The sequence below is a fragment of the Micromonospora sp. NPDC047793 genome, assembly GCF_040642635.1.
Lineage (GTDB): Bacteria > Actinomycetota > Actinomycetes > Mycobacteriales > Micromonosporaceae > Micromonospora.
In genome coordinates this window covers 404,882-420,898 of sequence record NZ_JBEYSG010000005.1, presented here as the reverse complement: position 1 = coordinate 420,898, position 16,017 = coordinate 404,882, and the positions used below count along the sequence as shown (strand labels likewise).

Here is a 16,017-nt window from a genome sequence, read left to right as displayed (position 1 = left end):
GTGGGTGGGGTGGGGTGGGTGGGGTGGGGTGGGTGGGGTGGGGTGGGTGGGGTGGGGTGGGTGGGGGACGTGAGGAGCCCCGGACGCGTGTGCGTCCGGGGCTCCTCGGTGCTCGTCGTCAGCTGCAGCCGCTGGTGGAGCCGCAGCCCTCGCAGACGTAGCAGCTACCGGCCGGGCGCATCTTCGTACCGCAGGTGAAGCAGAGCGGTGCGTCGGCGGCCTTGCCGATCACGGCCTCCAGCAACTCGGTGCTGGAACCGACCGACGGTGCCGGCTTGATCGCGGCGGCGTCGGCGAGTTCCTGAGCCGGCTGGGCGACCGGGCCGCTCTTCGGCTCCTCCGGCTTGGCCTCGACCGGGGCGGACGCGGCCATGGCCGTGAGGTCCGTGCCGTTGGCCTCCGCCTCCGCCTCGGCGACGAGCTGGGCGGCCCGCTCCTTGGCGGTGAAGATGCCGATCTCGGCACGGCGCTCGTAGGGCAGGAAGTCCAGCGCCAGGCGACGGAAGATGTAGTCCATCACCGAGGCGGCCATCCGCACGTCCGGGTCGTCGGTCATGCCGGCCGGCTCGAAGCGCATGTTGGTGAACTTGCTGACGTACGTCTCCAGCGGGACGCCGTACTGCAGGCCGATCGAGATGGCCACCGAGAAGGCGTCCATCACCCCGGCCAGGGTGGAACCCTGCTTCGACATCTTGAGGAAGACCTCGCCGAGGCCGTCGTCCGGGTAGGACGAGGCGGTGAGGTAACCCTCGGCGCCACCGACCGAGAAGGAGATGGTCTCCGAGGGGCGCTTCTTCGGCAGCCGCTTGCGCACCGGGCGGTACTCGACGACCTTCTCCACCACCGGCTCGACCGCGGTGACGGTCGCCTCCGGCTCAGCGGTCTTCTTCTTCGCCACCGACAGCGGCTGACCGACCTTGCAGTTGTCCCGGTAGATCGCCAGCGCCTTGAGGCCGAGCTTCCAGCCCTCGAAGTAGATCTTCTCGACGTCGGCGACGGTGGCCTGCTCCGGCATGTTGACCGTCTTGGAGATGGCGCCGGAGATGAACGGCTGGACCGCCGCCATCATCCGGACGTGGCCCATCGGGGCGATGGACCGCTCGCCCATGGCGCAGTCGAAGACCGGGTAGTGCTCCGGCTTCAGGCCGGGGGCGTCCACCACGTGCCCCTGGTCGGAGATGTGCTCGACGATCGCCTCGACCTGCTCCTCGGGGTAGCCGAGGCTGCGCAGGGCACGGGGCACGGTCTGGTTGACGATCTGCATCGAGCCGCCGCCGACCAGCTTCTTGAACTTCACCAGCGCCAGGTCCGGCTCGACGCCGGTGGTGTCGCAGTCCATCATCAGGCCGATGGTGCCGGTCGGCGCGAGCACGCTGGCCTGCGAGTTCCGCCAGCCGTTCCGGTCGCCGATCTTGTTGCCCTGGGTCCACTGCTTGGTGGCCTCGCGGACCACCGCGGTGGCCACCGTGCCGGCCGGCTTGATCTGGTCGTTGGCGGCGGCGTGCTTGCGCATGACCCGCTTGTGCGGCTCGGCGTTGCGGGCGTACCCGTCGTATGCGCCGACGATGCCGGCCAGCTCGGCCGAGCGGCGGTACGCCGTGCCGGTCATCAGCGAGGTGATCGCGGCGGACAGCGAACGACCCTGGTCCGAGTCGTACGGCAGGCCGGACGCCATCAGCAGGGCGCCCAGGTTGGCGTACCCGATGCCGAGCTGCCGGTAGGCCCGGGTGGTCTCGCCGATCTTCTCGGTCGGGAAGTCGGCGAAGCAGATCGAGATGTCCATCGCGGTGATGACCATCTCGACGCTGCGGACGAACTTCTCCACCTCGAAGCCACCGTCGGCGCGGAGGAACTTCATCAGGTTCAGCGAGGCCAGGTTGCACGAGGAGTTGTCCAGGTGCAGGTACTCCGAGCACGGGTTCGACGCGGTGATCCGGCCGGTCTCCGGGCAGGTGTGCCAGTCGTTGATGGTGTCGTCGTACTGCAGGCCGGGGTCGGCGCACTCCCAGGCGGCCTGGGAGATGGTGCGGAACAGCTTCTGCGCGTCGATGGTGTCGATCACCGCGCCGTCGAGCCGGCCGCGCAGGTCGAAGCCGCCGCCCTGCTCGACCGCACCCATGAACTCGTCCGAGACGCGGACCGAGTTGTTGGCGTTCTGGTACTGCACGCTGACGATGTCGGCGCCGCCCAGGTCCATGTCGAACCCGGCGTCGCGCAGCGCGCGGATCTTGTCCTCCTCGCGCGCCTTGGTGACCACGAACTCCTCGATGTCCGGGTGGTCGACGTCGAGGATGACCATCTTGGCCGCTCGCCGGGTGGCGCCGCCGGACTTGATGGTGCCGGCGCTCGCGTCGGCGCCGCGCATGAAGCTGACCGGGCCGGAGGCGGTGCCGCCGGAGGAGAGCAGTTCCCGGGAGGAGCGGATCCGGGACAGGTTGACGCCGGAGCCGGAGCCGCCCTTGAAGATCAGCCCCTCCTCCTTGTACCAGTCGAGGATGGAGTCCATCGAGTCGTCGACGGCGAGGATGAAACAGGCGCTGACCTGCTGCGGCGACGGCGTGCCGACGTTGAACCAGACCGGCGAGTTGAAGCTGAACACCTGGTGCAGCAGCATCCAGGTCAGCTCGTGGGCGAAGATCTCGGCGTCGGCCGGGGAGGCGAAGTAGCCGTACTCCTCACCCGCGGTGCGGTAGGTGGTGACCACCCGGTCGATCAGCTGCTTGAGCGACCACTCCCGCTCCGGGGTGCCCACCGCGCCCCGGAAGTACTTGGTGGTCACGATGTTGGCCGCGTTGACGCTCCAACTCTCCGGGTACTCGACACCGCGCTGCTCGAAGTTGATCGAGCCGTCCCGCCAGTTGGTCATCACGACGTCGCGGCGCTCCCAGGCGACCTCGTCGTACGGGTGCACGCCCTCGGTGGTCCAGACCCGCTCCACCTTGAGGCCCGCGTTCGTCTTGTTCCGTGACCTGCTTGTTGTCACACCGTCCCCCGACATCTCATCCGCCCCCTCGCTCACGCGGGCACCCCGCGTGATCCGACTGTCACTGCTACTGCTGCTGCTCAGACATTCACTGCGCGTGGGCCGTCTCGGCCCCGTCGCCCTCCCGGGCGCGCGCGGCGGCCCGCAGCGTCTCGATCTCCCGCTCGAAGTCGGCGAGCGAGTCGAACGACCGGTAGACGCTGGCGAACCGTAGGTAGGCGACCTCGTCCAGGTCCCGCAGGGGACCCAGGATGACCAGCCCGACCTCGTGGCTCGGGATCTCGGCGGCCCCCTTGGCGCGAATGGTCTCCTCGACCCGCTGCGCCAGGATCGCGATCGAGTCCTCCTCGACCGGTCGCCCCTGGCACGCCTTGCGCACTCCGCCGATGATCTTCGTACGGCTGAACGGCTCGGTCACCCCGCTGCGCTTGACCACCGCCAGCACCGCCTCCTCGACAGTGGTGAACCGTTTGCCGCACTCCGGGCAGGAGCGCCGCCGACGGATCAACTGACCGTCGTCCGCCTCCCGCGAGTCGACCACCCGGGAGTCGGCGTGCCGGCAGTACGGACACCGCATCGCCCGACCTCCTTGATCGACTTCGGGTACGCCTCCCACCCACCTCCGGGCGCACGCAGGGACGGCGGGGCCGCCCGCAGGACGGCCGCCGGCTCGGCGGTGCGGAAAGTGCGGTGGGTAGTCGAACCCAACCTGTAGGCGACTTACGCCAATGTGACTACTACATCTAGGGGTCGACCGTATGTCGCTGGCGATCCGCGGTCAAGTTGACCGGCGTGTCCGGCGCGTCACCCGACAACCCATCCGCCACCCCCTCTCCACCCAGCCGGAGAGCCCAACGCGGACCGGTGGCGAGGGTTACCGCCCGACCGGACAGGATCACCGACAATCCGTACCGGGTCGAACACACGTTCGACTACGCGTACCATTTATCAGAACGGACGTACGACTGTCGCGCTTTTCCGCCCCGACACGCGGAGACAGGTCGTACAGATGTTTGAAAATGACCGATCTCACCGATACGGTCATGAACAGCCGGAGGTGACCATGGTCGCCGCACCGGCCGACAGATCACCGTGCGCACCACGAGCCGCCAAGGCACCCCAGCGCCGACCAGGGAGGACGGACGTGACCGAGGACCGGGCCAACCGGCCGCAGAGCCCGCAGCAGAGCATCGAGGCGGCTCCGCCGGCCGCCCGTCGCCGCAGCGTCACCCGTGCCCGCTCCGGGCAGCCCGCCGTACGCCCGGTGACGCCGGTGGTCAGCGGTTTCCCCGACCCGGCGACGGTCGACCTGACCGCCCGCCAGCGACGCATCCTCGACTTCATCCGCACCTGGGTGGAGCGGCACGGTTACCCGCCGAGCGTGCGGGAGATCGGCGAGGCGGTCGGGCTCGTCTCCCCGTCCAGCGTCGCCTACCAGCTCAAGGAGCTGGAGAAGAAGGGCTTCCTGCGGCGCGACCCGAATCGCCCCCGCGCGGTCGACGTCCGGTCCTCCAGCGACGTCGACGACGAGTTGGCCCGCTCGCAGCGCCCCACCCCCGCGTACGTGCCGATGCTCGGCCGGATCGCCGCCGGTGGGCCGATCCTCGCCGAACAGTCGATGGAGGACGTCTTCCCGCTCCCCCGTGAGCTGGTCGGCGAGGGCGAGGTCTTCATGCTCCAGGTCAAGGGCGACTCGATGCTCGACGCGGCGATCTGCGACGGCGACTGGGTGGTCGTCCGGCAGCAGCCGACCGCTGACTCCGGCGAGATCGTCGCCGCCATGCTGGACGGCGAGGCGACCGTGAAGACCTACCGACGGCGCGACGGCCACGTCTGGCTGATGCCGCAGAATCCGGCCTTCGACCCGATCCCCGGTGACGACGCCACGATCATGGGGCGAGTGGTCGCGGTGCTGCGCCGGATCTAGACCGTAACCCGACCGGTACTGGCCCCCAGGGTCAGTACCGGTCGCCCCGGTAGCCGTAGTTGCCGCCCGGCATCTGGCCGTACGGCTCGTTGCCGTCCTCGCGGTAGCGGCCGGAACGCCGGCCCCGATGGTCCGGCTCGCCGCCCGGCCCACCCCGTCGAGGGGGCTCCGCACGGCCTCCACCACCAGACTGTCCGCCCCGCCCACCGCCGGGCATGCCGCCCGCGCGGCCACCGCCGCCACCGGGCGCGCCACCGGCCCGGCCACCACCACCCGGGGCACCGCCACCGCCACGGCCGCCGCCACCGGGCGGTCCACCGGCCCGACCACCGCCGCCCCCGTAGACCCCACCGCCGCCGGAGCGTCCACCGCCGCCCTGAGCCGGGCGGCCACCGCCACCGGGACGGCCGCCACCGTAGACCGGTCCGCCCTCGCCACCCGACCGGCCACCCTCGCCGCCGGAGCGGCCACCGCCACCACCGCCGTAGACGCCACCGCCCTGAGCCGGGCGAGAGCCGTTGGCGCCCGCCGGACGGGCACCGCCGTAGACCGCTCCCGACCGCGAGCCCTCCGGCCGTCCACCCTTCGCCGGGCCGCCGTAGACGGCACCGGACTGGGCGCCGCCGTACACCGCGCCCCGACCACGGTCCTTCGGGCCGAAAGCGTCGTCCTTGCGGCTCGGGTCGTCGTCGTCATCGTCGCCGTCGCGGCTCTTGGCGGCCGGCGTCGGGCGCTTGCGGGCCCGCAGGATGCCGAAGATGCCGGCGCCCACCAGCAGCGCACCGAGTACACCGACAGTGGCGATCAGGTAGGTGATGTCGTCCAGGGTCAGCCCGTCGAACCACGACCGGCCGGCCGCGTTCTTCACCGCGTCCGGGTCGTTGGCCAGGTCCTTCGGGCCCTCCGTGGACGGGGTGTAGCTGAGGATGTCGACCGGCTCGTTGTCGTCGAGATGCCCCGCGTCGGAGACGGTCAGGAAGGTCTTGCCGTCGGTCGAGTACGCGATCGCCTCGCCGAACGGGTCGGCCAGCGGGGTCACCCGGGGCGTGGTGGTGGTCAGCGCGGCGACGAGGTCGCCGTTCTGCACGTCGTACTCGAAGGCGTCGGCGTACGTGCGCAGCACCACCCGGGCACCGTCCGGGGACCGGGCCGCACCGGTGATCGCCACCCGCCCGAACGTGCTCAGCGGGTTCTCGGTGTCGGTCTTGGGCAGCTCGATGTCGCCGAGCTTCTTCATCGGCACCGGCTCGGTGTCGCCGCTCTTGAGCGCACCGTCGGCGGTGAAGATCTCCGCCTTGCCGGAGGTCACCTTCGTGATGATCAGCGGCAGGTTGTCGTTGCCGATCAGCAGCGCCTCGGCGTCACGGGGCTTGCCGTCCGGGTACGCCAGCCGGTGCAGGACCGGCGACTTGTTCCCGCTGATCGGCATGCTCCAGACCGCCACCCGCTCGCGGCGCTGCCGGCTGGTGATGTTGTCGCCGGTGTCGGCGATCCACAACGTCCTGCCGTCCGGCGAGACGGCGAGGTCCTCGGTGTCGAACGGCCCCGCGCCGGAGTACGGGACCGCGCGGGTGACCTGGCAGTCCTTGTTCAGGTAGAAGACCTGCTTGCGGCTGTCCTGGTCGGTGCTGTCGTTGATCACGATGTACCCGTTACGGGTGACCACCAGACCGGACAGCTCCCGCAGCCTCGGGTCGGTGACCGCACACTGCTTCTTGGGCGCCGCCGCGAGCGGCACGACGGCCGCCGGCACCGCCGCCGGCGCGGCGGCGAGCACCGGCCCCACGTCGGTCGATGCGGCCGGCGGGGCGACATCGGTCACCGGCGATGCCGCGTACGCGGGTGGCGACGACCCGGGTGCGGCGAGAGTGACGCCGGTGACCGCCACGGTGGCCCCGAACAGGCCGAGCGCAACCGTGACCGAGGAAACAGTGCGGTGCATGGAAGGAAGTGTCGCACGGCGCACGTTTCCTTCGGGTGACGCTCCTGGGCGGTCACCGCGCGGCACGAACCGCCTGCGAGGCGTCGACGTACGCGGTCAGTTCGGCAGCGAGCGCCTCGTTGACGCGTACGTGCAGCATGGTTCCCTCGGGCAGGTGCGCGGTGCTGAGTACCTCGCCCTGTCGGTGCAGGCGGGCCACCAGGTCACCCCGCTCGTACGGCAGCACCACCCGCAGCTCCACCGCCGGGCGTGGCAGCCGCTGCTCGATCGCCGTCCGCAGGTCGTCGATGCCGCGACCACGGTGCGCGGACACGAAGATCGCCTCGGGCCAGAGCCGCTTGAGGTGCAGCAGGGTCTCCTCGTCGGCGGCGTCGATCTTGTTGACCACCAACAGCTCGGGCAGCCGGTCGGCGCCGACCTCGCCGAGCACCTCGCGCACGGCCCGGACCTGCTCCTGCGGGTCGGGGTGGGCACCGTCGACCACGTGCACCACCAGGTCGGCCTCGGCGACCTCCTCCAGCGTCGAGCGGAACGCCTCGACGATCTGGTGCGGCAGGTGCCGGACGAAACCGACCGTGTCCGAGAGCGTGTAGACCCGCCCGTCTGCGGTGGTAGAGCGGCGGGTGGTCGGGTCGAGCGTGGCGAAGAGCGCGTCCTCGACCAGTACGCCGGCACCGGTCAGCCGGTTGAGCAGGCTCGACTTGCCGGCGTTGGTGTAACCGGCGATGGCCACGGCCGGCACCGCGTTGCGGGAACGGCGGGCGCGCTTGGTCTCGCGTACCGTCCGCATGGCCTTGATCTCGCGGCGGAGCCGGGCGATGCGGTGGCGGATGCGCCGACGGTCGGTCTCCAGCTTGGTCTCACCGGGACCACGCACACCGACGCCGCCACCGGCACCACCGCCACGGCCGGAGCCACCGGTCTGCCGGGACAGCGTCTCGCCCCAACCCCGCAGGCGGGGCAGGAGGTATTCGAGCTGGGCCAGCTCGACCTGGGCCCGGCCCTCCTTGCTCTTGGCGTGCTGGGCGAAGATGTCGAGGATCAGCGCCGTCCGGTCGACCACCTTGACCTTGGTGCGCTGCTCCAGGTTGCGCAGCTGGGACGGGGACAGCTCACCGTCGCAGATGACCGTGTCGGCGCCCGCCGACAGCACCACCGAGCCCAGGTCGTCGACCTTGCCCCGCCCGATGTAGGTGGCCGGGTCCGGCCGGGTGCGTCGCTGGATCAGCCCTTCGAGCACCTGCGAGCCGGCGGTCTCGGCCAGCGCGGCCAGCTCGGTCAGGGAGTTCTCCGCGTCGGTCTGGCTGCCTTCGGTCCAGACGCCGACCAGGACCACCCGCTCCAGCCGGAGCTGGCGGTACTCGACCTCGGTGACGTCGGTCAGCTCGGTGGAGAGGCCGGGGACCCGTCGCAATGCCTGCCGTTCGGAGAGCTCGTACTGGCCGGTGGTGGCGTCGAGCTCGTCGTCGGGAAATGGAACCTGGGTCTCCTGGTCGCGCAAGCGTCTCTCCTGTCCGTTCTGTGCATGTACCGAGCAATCCTGACATGTGTCAACGCCCGGTGCACCTGCTATATGCCCACCGCGGGAACGGGCAGACACGGGGGCGGCTGCCGGACTCCCGAGCAGGGCGAGTAGAAATGGGCGAGCCGTTCAGCGCCGACGGAGGGGATCCGCGTGCCCACCACCCGACTGCCCAGTGCCGGATTCTCGATCACGATCCGGATCGCCGTACCCGCCGATGCGTCCTCGATCGGCCGGTTGACCACCTCCGTGGGCGAGGCCGGGGCCATCGTCACCGCACTTGACGTGGTCGACTCCGACCCGACCCACGTGATCGTCGACCTCACCTGCGACACCGCCGACGCCGGGCACGCCGACCAGGTCGTCGACGCGCTGACCGCACTCGACGGCGTGGACGTGCGCAAGGTCTCCGACCGCACCTTCCTGCTGCACCTGGGCGGCAAGATCGAGGTCAGCTCGAAGGTGGCGCTGCGGACCCGCGACGAGCTGTCCCGGGCGTACACCCCGGGGGTGGCGCGGGTCTGCCAGGCGATCGCGGAGAACCCGGCCGACGCCCGGCGGTTGACCATCAAGCGCAACACGGTCGCCGTGGTCAGCGACGGTTCGGCCGTGCTCGGGCTGGGCAACCTCGGGCCGGCCGCCTCCCTGCCGGTGATGGAGGGCAAGGCGGCGCTGTTCAAGCGGTTCGGTGGCGTGGACGCCTGGCCGGTGGTGCTGGACACCCAGGACACCGACGAGATCGTCGCCATCGTGAAGGCGATCGCGCCCGCGTACGGCGGGATCAACCTGGAGGACATCGCCGCGCCGCGCTGCTTCGAGATCGAGGCGCGACTGCGCGAGGCGCTGGACATCCCGGTCTTCCACGACGACCAGCACGGCACCGCGATCTGCGTACTCGCCGCGTTGACCAACGCGTTGCGTGTGGTGGGCAAGCAGCTCGCCGACGTGCGGGTGGTGGTCTCCGGAGCCGGTGCGGCCGGCACCGCGATCATGAAGCTGCTGCTGCGTCGGGGCGTCGGCGACATCATCGCGTGCGACCGGCAGGGCGCTCTGCACCGCGGCCAGACCGGCCTCAACTCGGCCTGGCAGTGGCTGGCCGAGAACACCAACCGGGACGGCTACTCCGGCGATCTCGCCGGGGCGCTGAACGGCGCGGACGTCTTCATCGGGGTGAGCGCGCCGAACCTGCTCACCGGCGACGACGTCGCCACCATGGCCAAGGACTCGATCGTCTTCGCGCTGGCCAACCCGGACCCGGAGGTCGACCCCCGGGAGGCGCGCAAGCACGCCGCCGTCGTCGCCACCGGTCGCTCCGACCAGCCGAACCAGATCAACAACGTGCTCGCCTTCCCGGGCGTGTTCCGGGGCATGCTCGACGCGCACGCCGAGGAGTTCACCGAGGAGATGGCGCTGGCCGCCGCCCGGGCCATCGCCGACGTGGTCGGCGAGGAGAAGATCAACCCCACGGTCATCGTGCCCAGCGTCTTCGACTCCCGGGTGGCCCCGGCGGTGGCCGCCGCCGTCCGCGCCGCCGCCCAGAACCCGGCGGCCACCCCGCCCCCCGTCGCCGACCCGGGCCCGGCCGACCTCCCCGAGATCGCCGCCAGCGCCTCCGCCACCCCCTGACACCCGGCGTTGCCCGGCCCTGACACCCCGCGCTAGCCGGCCCTGCACACCGCCGGGTTGCCCGGAGACCGCCGGCTCGCGTCGATCATGGACTTGTGGCGCGGACAAAGCCCACGTGAAGAGGGCATACCGTCAGCCACAACTCCATGATCGGCGCGGCCCCACGGGTGCGGCGTGGGCGGGGTGCCGAGGGTGGTCAGGTGAGGGTGAGGGTGCCGGTGGCCACCAGGACGGCGGGGCCGGAGAGCCAGCAGGAGTCCTCGTCGACGGTCACCGTGAGACGGCCGCCGGGTACGTCGACCACGACGGTGCCGGTCTCCCGGCCGGCGTCGTGCAGCGCGACGGCGGCAACCGCGCACGCGCCGGTGCCGCAGGACAGCGTCTCGGCCGAGCCGCGCTCGTAGACCCGCATCAGCACGTGCGGGTCACCGCCGTCGACGGCGTCAGCGGCGGCGGTGAACTCGACGTTCACGCCGTGCGGGAAGAGGTCTTCGTCGACGTGGGGTGCCCGGGTCAGGTCCAGGGCGGCGAGGTCCAGACCGGCCGGCAGCGGGCAGACCAGGTGCGGGTTGCCGACGTCCACCGCCGTGCCGGGCAGGGCCAGACCGCCCAGGGCGGCGGTCGAGGCGGCGTACAACCGGGGACGCCGCATCTGGACGGCGATGGTGTCGCCGTCGATCCGGGCGTGCACGACGCCGGCGCGGGTGGCCACCGGCAGGTCGCCGTCGCCGGGGACGGCCAGCCCGGTCTCCAGCAGGTACCGGACGAAGACCCGGGTGCCGTTGCCGCACATCTCGGCGAAGGAGCCGTCGGAGTTCCAGTAGTCCATGAACCACTCGGCCTCGCCGGCCAGGGCGGCGCCGTCCGGGTGCTTGGCGGCGCGGACCACCCGCAGCACACCGTCCCCGCCGAGGCCGCGTCGCCGGTCGCAGATCGTCGCGACCAGCTCGGGCGTGAGGTCGAACGCGCCGTCCGGGTCGGGCAGGATCACGAAGTCGTTGGCGGTGCCGTGTCCCTTGGTGAACTCCACGCCTTCCATCATGGCGCAGCGGCGCGGACCGTCCCGACGGCGGCCTCGATCAGTCCCGGATCGGTCGAGTCGAGCCAGCGGACGCGCGGGTCGCGCCGGAACCAGGACCGCTGGCGGCGGACGAAGCGACGGGTGGCCCGGATCGTCTCGTCGTGCGCCTCGGTCTCGGTCAGCTCACCGGCGAGGAAGCGCAGCACCTGCTGGTACCCGAGCGCCCGGCTGGCCGTACGCCCCTGCGCCAGGCCGTGGCCGACCAGCTCGCGGGTCTCGGCGACCAGGCCGTCGGCCCACATCCGGTCCACCCGGAGCGCGATGCGCTCGTCCAGCCGGGCGGTGTCCAGGTCGACGCCGACCTGGAGGGCGGGATAATACGGCGTCGGCTCCGGCAACGCGGCGGTGAAGGGCCGGCCGGTCAGCTCGATCACCTCCAGCGCCCGGACGATCCGCCGGCCGTTGCCGGGCAGGATGCCGGCCGCCGCCGCCGGGTCGACGGCGCGCAGCCGCGCGTACAGCGGTGCCGGGCCGACGGCGGCCAGTTCGCCCTCCAGGCGTTCGCGCAGCGCCGGGTCGGTGCCGGGGAACTCGAACCGCTCCAACACCGCCCGCACGTACAACCCGGAGCCGCCGACCAGCAGCGGTACGCGCCCTCGGGCCAGGATGTCGTCGATCGCCGCGCGGGCCAGTCGTTGGTACTCGGCGACGCTGGCCGGCTCGGTCACCGCCCAGAGATCCAGCAGATGGTGCGGCACGCCCTCCCGTTCGGCGACGGTGATCTTGGCGGTGCCGATGTCCAGGCCCCGGTAGAGCTGCATCGAGTCGGCGTTGACCACCTCGCCGCCGAGCGCGTGCGCCAGCGCGATACTCAACGCCGACTTGCCCGCCGCGGTCGGCCCGACCACCGCGACCACCGTGCCCAGGGAACTCATGCCCGCTCCCAGTTCGCCACCAGGTAGGCCACGCCGTAGGGCGCGCTGTGGTGACGCAGCTCGCCGCGCCAGTCGCCGCCGGTCGCCCGCGCCGCGCCGGCGAGCACCTGCCAGGGCGCCCGTCCGGCGACCCTGAGCTGCGTGGACCGGACGGGGTCCAGGCCGAGCAGCGCCTCGGCGTCCACGGCGGCGAGGGCTCTTCCGACCGTCTCGTCGTACGCCTCGGCGCGCGGATCGGCGTAACCAGGGGACTTCTCACCCCGGCAGGCCGACCCGTCCCCCATCACCAGCAGCGCCCACGGTCGGTCCGACACGAGACGGGCACCGAGGTCGGCACAGGTCCCGGCCGGCGCGTCGGCGGCGACGGTCGACATCCGCCAGCCCGTACCGCCCGACGCCGCCACCGGCTGCCGGTTCAGTAGCCAGGCGCCGACGAGCAGGCCGAGCGGCAGGCGGTCGGTGCCGGCCCGGTCACCGTCGCCGAGGCGTACCTCCCATGGCAGGCCCCAGGGTGCGAAGCTGCCCCGGAACGGGGGGTCGAGATCGGCGGTGCGGTCGGCGGCACCGATCACCAGCACGTCGCGGGCACCCGAGTCGAGCAATCGGGCGACGGCGGCGTCACACGCGACGCGGAGATCGTCCAGTTCGGGCGCGGCGGCACCGGCCACCTCGGGAACCAACAGCGGCGGATGGGGGCAGACGGCGGCGGCGACCAGTGGCACCCGGCAACCGTATCGGGCGGCCGGTCCGGGACCGTCGCGCACCGGCCGCCCCGGCCTGCCGGCGGGTCCCTCGGCCGTACGCCGTTCGGCGAAAAGCGGCACGCCGGTTCGGACGGTGATGACAGAGGGCTAGGACACCGTATGGTCACGGTCGGCGATAGGCGCTCGACGCGGACCGGGGCGGACCTGTGACAATGCCCGGAGAACTTTGACTGCGCCGTGGCGGGCCCGGGAGGCGACTCCCTGGGCACCGGGAGATCGAGGATGGGCACATGAGCGACTGGACTGCCTTCGGACGGGTGGACGCGGACGGCACCGTCTATGTCAAGACCGCCGAGGGCGAGCGGGTGGTCGGATCCTGGCAGGCAGGGGCACCGGAGGAGGGGTTGGCGCACTTCGCGCGCCGCTTCGCCGACCTGGTGACCGAGGTGGATCTGACCGAGGCGCGGCTCAACTCCGGGGCAGCGGACGCCAACCATTCGCTGAGCACGATCCGGCGCATCCGCGCGTCGCTGGCCGAGGCGCACGTGGTCGGCGACATCGACGCCCTCGCCGCCCGGCTCGACAAGCTCGCCACGGTGGCCGAGGAGAAGGCCGGTGAGGCGCGGGCCGCCAAGGAGGCCGCCCGCACCGAGGCACTGGCGCGCAAGACCACGCTCGTCGAGGAGGCCGAGAAGCTGGCCGCCGAGTCGACCGGTTGGAAGACCGCCGGCGACCGGCTCAAGGAGATCCTCGACGAGTGGAAGACCATCCGGGGGGTCGACAAGAAGACCGACGGCGAGCTGTGGAAGCGGTTCGCCGCCGCCCGCGACGGCTTCACCCGCCGCCGGGGCGCCCACTTCGCCTCCCTGGACTCGCAGCGCAAGCAGGCGCAGACGGTCAAGGAGGAGCTGGTCGCCGAGGCCGAGAAGATCTCCGACTCCACCGACTGGGCGTCCACGGCCAACCAGCTCAAGGAGCTGATGAACCAGTGGAAGGCCGCACCGCGCGCCTCCAAGGAGGCCGAGCAGCGGCTGTGGGAGAGGTTCCGGGCCGCGCAGGACGCCTTCTTCACCCGGCGCAGTGAGGTCTTCTCGGCGCGTGACAACGAACAGCGCGCCAACCTGGAGCGCAAGCAGGCGCTGCTCGCCGAGGCCGAGGCACTCGACGTCGAGGGCGACCCGAAGGGCGCGCAGGCCCGGCTGCGGGACATCCAGGCACAGTGGCACGAGGCCGGCCGGGTCCCCCGGGAGGCGGCGGCCGGGCTGGAGCGCCGACTGCGGACCATCGACGAGAAGGTCCGCGAGGTGATGGACTCGGCCTGGCGCCGGACCACCCGCGAGGACAACCCGCTGCTGGCCCAGATGCGGTCCCAGGTGGCCGAGGCCGAGGAGCGGCTGGCCCGCGCCCAGGCCGCCGGCGACGCCCGACGGATCAAGGAGGCCGAGCAGGCGCTCGCCTCCAAGCGGCAGTTCCTCCAGTTGGCCGAACAGGCCGGCTGAACGCACCTGGCGAAGCCCCGGTCCCCGTGTGGGAGCCGGGGCTTTTCCGTTGCCGGAACTCCTGGTCAGGGCGATGTGAACGTACGACATTTACATCGAGTTGATTCTATGGTTATCTGGGGAAAGCGTTTGCCCTCCGGGGCCAGACACGCCGAGCCACTCCGACCCACTTCGTCCGACGGCAGGCCGCACTCCGCGACCGCCACGGCACCGCTGCCACTGGGCAGGGCAGTCACCGGCGCCGGGGCGTAACCCCTGCCGACCGGATGACGCATCGAGGCCAGCGCCACGGGACGCACCACCGGCACCCGAACGTGGCGGGCCGCATCGCGGACGCGTCCGGGCAGCGACAGTCGGTCCGCGAACACCACGCGTCGTCCGGCCCGTTCCGCGTACCCGAGGATGAGGAGAAATCTCCGTGCTTGCATTCGTCACGCGTCGCCTGACCCGGCGACTCGCGGCGCTGGCCGCCACGGCGGTCGCGCTGCCCACGGCGCTCGTCGCGGTGACGGCCGCCCCCGCCACGGCGGCGACCGTCGACACCAGTGCGTACTACGTGTTCGTGAACCGCAACAGCGGCAAGGCGATGGACCTGTGGAACTGGTCCACCGCCGACGGCGGCGAGATCCGGCAGTTCACCCGCGCCGACGGCAACAACCAGCAGTTCCAGTTCGTCGACGTGGGCAGCGGCTACTACCAGCTCCGGAACCGGCACTCCGGCAAGGTCGTCAGCATCCCCAACTCCAACGACGGCGCGCAGGTCACCCAGGTCACCGCCAGCAGCGACACCAAGCAGCACTTCCGCCTCGTCGACTCCGCCAACGGCGACGTCCGGTTCGTCAGCCGGCACAGCAACAAGGCCCTCGAAGTGTGGCAGTGGTCCACCGCCGACGGTGGGATCGTCTCGCAGTACGCCGACATCGACGGCGCCAACCAGCGGTGGCAACTGGTCCGGCTCGGTGGTGGCACCACTCCCCCGCCGAACCCCGGCCCGCAGACCGGACTGGTCGGCTGGGCCACCCAGAACGGCGGCACCAGCGGCGGCGGCAGCGCCGGCACCACCACGGTCACCACCGCCTCGGCGCTGACCAGCGCGCTCGGCTCCAGCAGCGCGGCGGTGATCCGGGTCTCCGGCACCATCAACTGCTCGGGGATGCTGCGGGTCCGGTCCAACAAGACCATCCTCGGCAACGCGGGCGCGACGATCGCCGGTTGTGGCTTCACCATCAACGGTGACCGCAACGTCATCATCCGGAACCTGACGTTCCGGAACTGGGGCGACGACGCGATCAACATCGAGCAGTCGGCCACGAACATCTGGGTCGACCACAACACCTTCAGCGCCGGGTACGACGGCGCCGTCGACATCAAGCGCGGCTCCGACTTCATCACCGTGTCGTGGAACCGGGTGTTCAGCCACGACAAGACGATGCTGCTCGGACACAGCGACAACAACGCCGGCCAGGACGTCGGCAAGCTGCGGGTGTCGTACCACCACAACTGGTTCGACGGCAGCAACCAGCGCAACCCCCGGGTCCGCTTCGGCAACCCGGTGCACGTCTACAACAACTTCTACAGCAACGTACGCGGCTACGGCGTGGCGTCCACGATGAACGCCGGTGTGCTGGTCGAGGGCAACTACTTCGAGAACACCCCCGACCCGTTCCACCGTGGTGAAGGCGACTCCGGCCCCGGTTCACTGGTGGCGCGCAACAACCACTTCGTGAACTCGGGCGGCGGGCAGAGCGGCGGCAGCGTGGCCGGCATCCCGTACGCGTACACCCTGGACACGCCGAGCAACGTCAAGTCGATCGTGACGGGCGGCGCGGGCGCCGGACGGATCTCGGTCTGACCGCGC

Annotated in this window: 11 protein-coding genes; 4 read left to right on the top strand and 7 right to left on the bottom strand. The window is 71.4% G+C overall.

Translation table 11 applies throughout. The features are described 5' to 3' along the window. Nucleotides 1–118: 118 nt before the first annotated feature. Nucleotides 119–2,998, bottom strand: coding sequence for a vitamin B12-dependent ribonucleotide reductase (locus ABZ738_RS14445; RefSeq protein WP_176095699.1), 2,880 nt, complete (start codon nucleotides 2,996–2,998; stop codon nucleotides 119–121). A 73-nt stretch (nucleotides 2,999–3,071) separates the two neighbouring features. Then, on the bottom strand, nucleotides 3,072–3,560 hold the full coding sequence (nrdR, locus tag ABZ738_RS14440; RefSeq protein WP_131056266.1) for a transcriptional regulator NrdR: 489 nt from the start codon (nucleotides 3,558–3,560) through the stop codon (nucleotides 3,072–3,074). A gap of 567 nt (nucleotides 3,561–4,127) precedes the next feature. Here nrdR and lexA point away from each other — a divergent pair. Next, nucleotides 4,128–4,910: a transcriptional repressor LexA gene (gene lexA / locus ABZ738_RS14435; protein WP_131056264.1), complete on the top strand. Its 783-nt coding sequence runs from the start codon at nucleotides 4,128–4,130 to the stop codon at nucleotides 4,908–4,910. Nucleotides 4,911–4,941: 31 nt separating this feature from the next. Here lexA and ABZ738_RS14430 read toward each other — a convergent pair whose 3' ends face one another. Both ABZ738_RS14430 and hflX read right to left on the bottom strand, forming a co-directional pair. Beyond that, nucleotides 4,942–6,852 (bottom strand): hypothetical protein, encoded by a 1,911-nt coding sequence (locus tag ABZ738_RS14430; protein WP_357213289.1) that lies wholly within the window; start codon nucleotides 6,850–6,852, stop codon nucleotides 4,942–4,944. Nucleotides 6,853–6,904: 52 nt separating this feature from the next. Then, a complete protein-coding gene (gene hflX, locus ABZ738_RS14425) occupies nucleotides 6,905–8,353 on the bottom strand; it encodes a GTPase HflX (RefSeq protein WP_131056455.1) in 1,449 nt (482 codons plus the stop codon). Nucleotides 8,354–8,527: 174 nt separating this feature from the next. Here hflX and ABZ738_RS14420 point away from each other — a divergent pair, with 174 nt between their 5' ends. Then, nucleotides 8,528–10,000 carry an NAD-dependent malic enzyme gene (locus ABZ738_RS14420; protein WP_131056452.1) on the top strand — a complete coding sequence of 491 codons (1,473 nt, stop codon included), beginning with the start codon at nucleotides 8,528–8,530 and terminating at the stop codon, nucleotides 9,998–10,000. Nucleotides 10,001–10,196: 196 nt separating this feature from the next. On the opposite strand, the gene dapF is transcribed toward ABZ738_RS14420, so the two are convergent. From dapF to ABZ738_RS14405, 3 genes are read right to left on the bottom strand one after another with little or no spacing between them, the layout of a single operon-like run. Continuing rightward, nucleotides 10,197–11,030 (bottom strand): diaminopimelate epimerase, encoded by an 834-nt coding sequence (dapF, locus tag ABZ738_RS14415; protein ID WP_357213285.1) that lies wholly within the window; start codon nucleotides 11,028–11,030, stop codon nucleotides 10,197–10,199. Between the two features lie 8 nt (nucleotides 11,031–11,038). Beyond that, nucleotides 11,039–11,956, bottom strand: a complete 918-nt coding sequence (gene miaA, locus ABZ738_RS14410) for a tRNA (adenosine(37)-N6)-dimethylallyltransferase MiaA (RefSeq protein WP_357213282.1) — start codon at nucleotides 11,954–11,956, stop codon at nucleotides 11,039–11,041. Beyond that, nucleotides 11,953–12,678, bottom strand: a complete 726-nt coding sequence (locus ABZ738_RS14405; RefSeq protein ID WP_357213279.1) for a class III extradiol dioxygenase subunit B-like domain-containing protein — start codon at nucleotides 12,676–12,678, stop codon at nucleotides 11,953–11,955. Before ABZ738_RS14405 ends, miaA begins: the two co-directional genes overlap by 4 nt. A gap of 272 nt (nucleotides 12,679–12,950) precedes the next feature. On the opposite strand from ABZ738_RS14405, the gene ABZ738_RS14400 reads away from it, so the two are divergent. Further along, a complete protein-coding gene (locus ABZ738_RS14400) occupies nucleotides 12,951–14,159 on the top strand; it encodes a DUF349 domain-containing protein (RefSeq protein WP_131056901.1) in 1,209 nt (402 codons plus the stop codon). 418 nt (nucleotides 14,160–14,577) lie between these two features. After that, nucleotides 14,578–16,011 carry an RICIN domain-containing protein gene (locus ABZ738_RS14395; RefSeq protein WP_357213276.1) on the top strand — a complete coding sequence of 478 codons (1,434 nt, stop codon included), beginning with the start codon at nucleotides 14,578–14,580 and terminating at the stop codon, nucleotides 16,009–16,011. Nucleotides 16,012–16,017 lie beyond the last annotated feature (6 nt).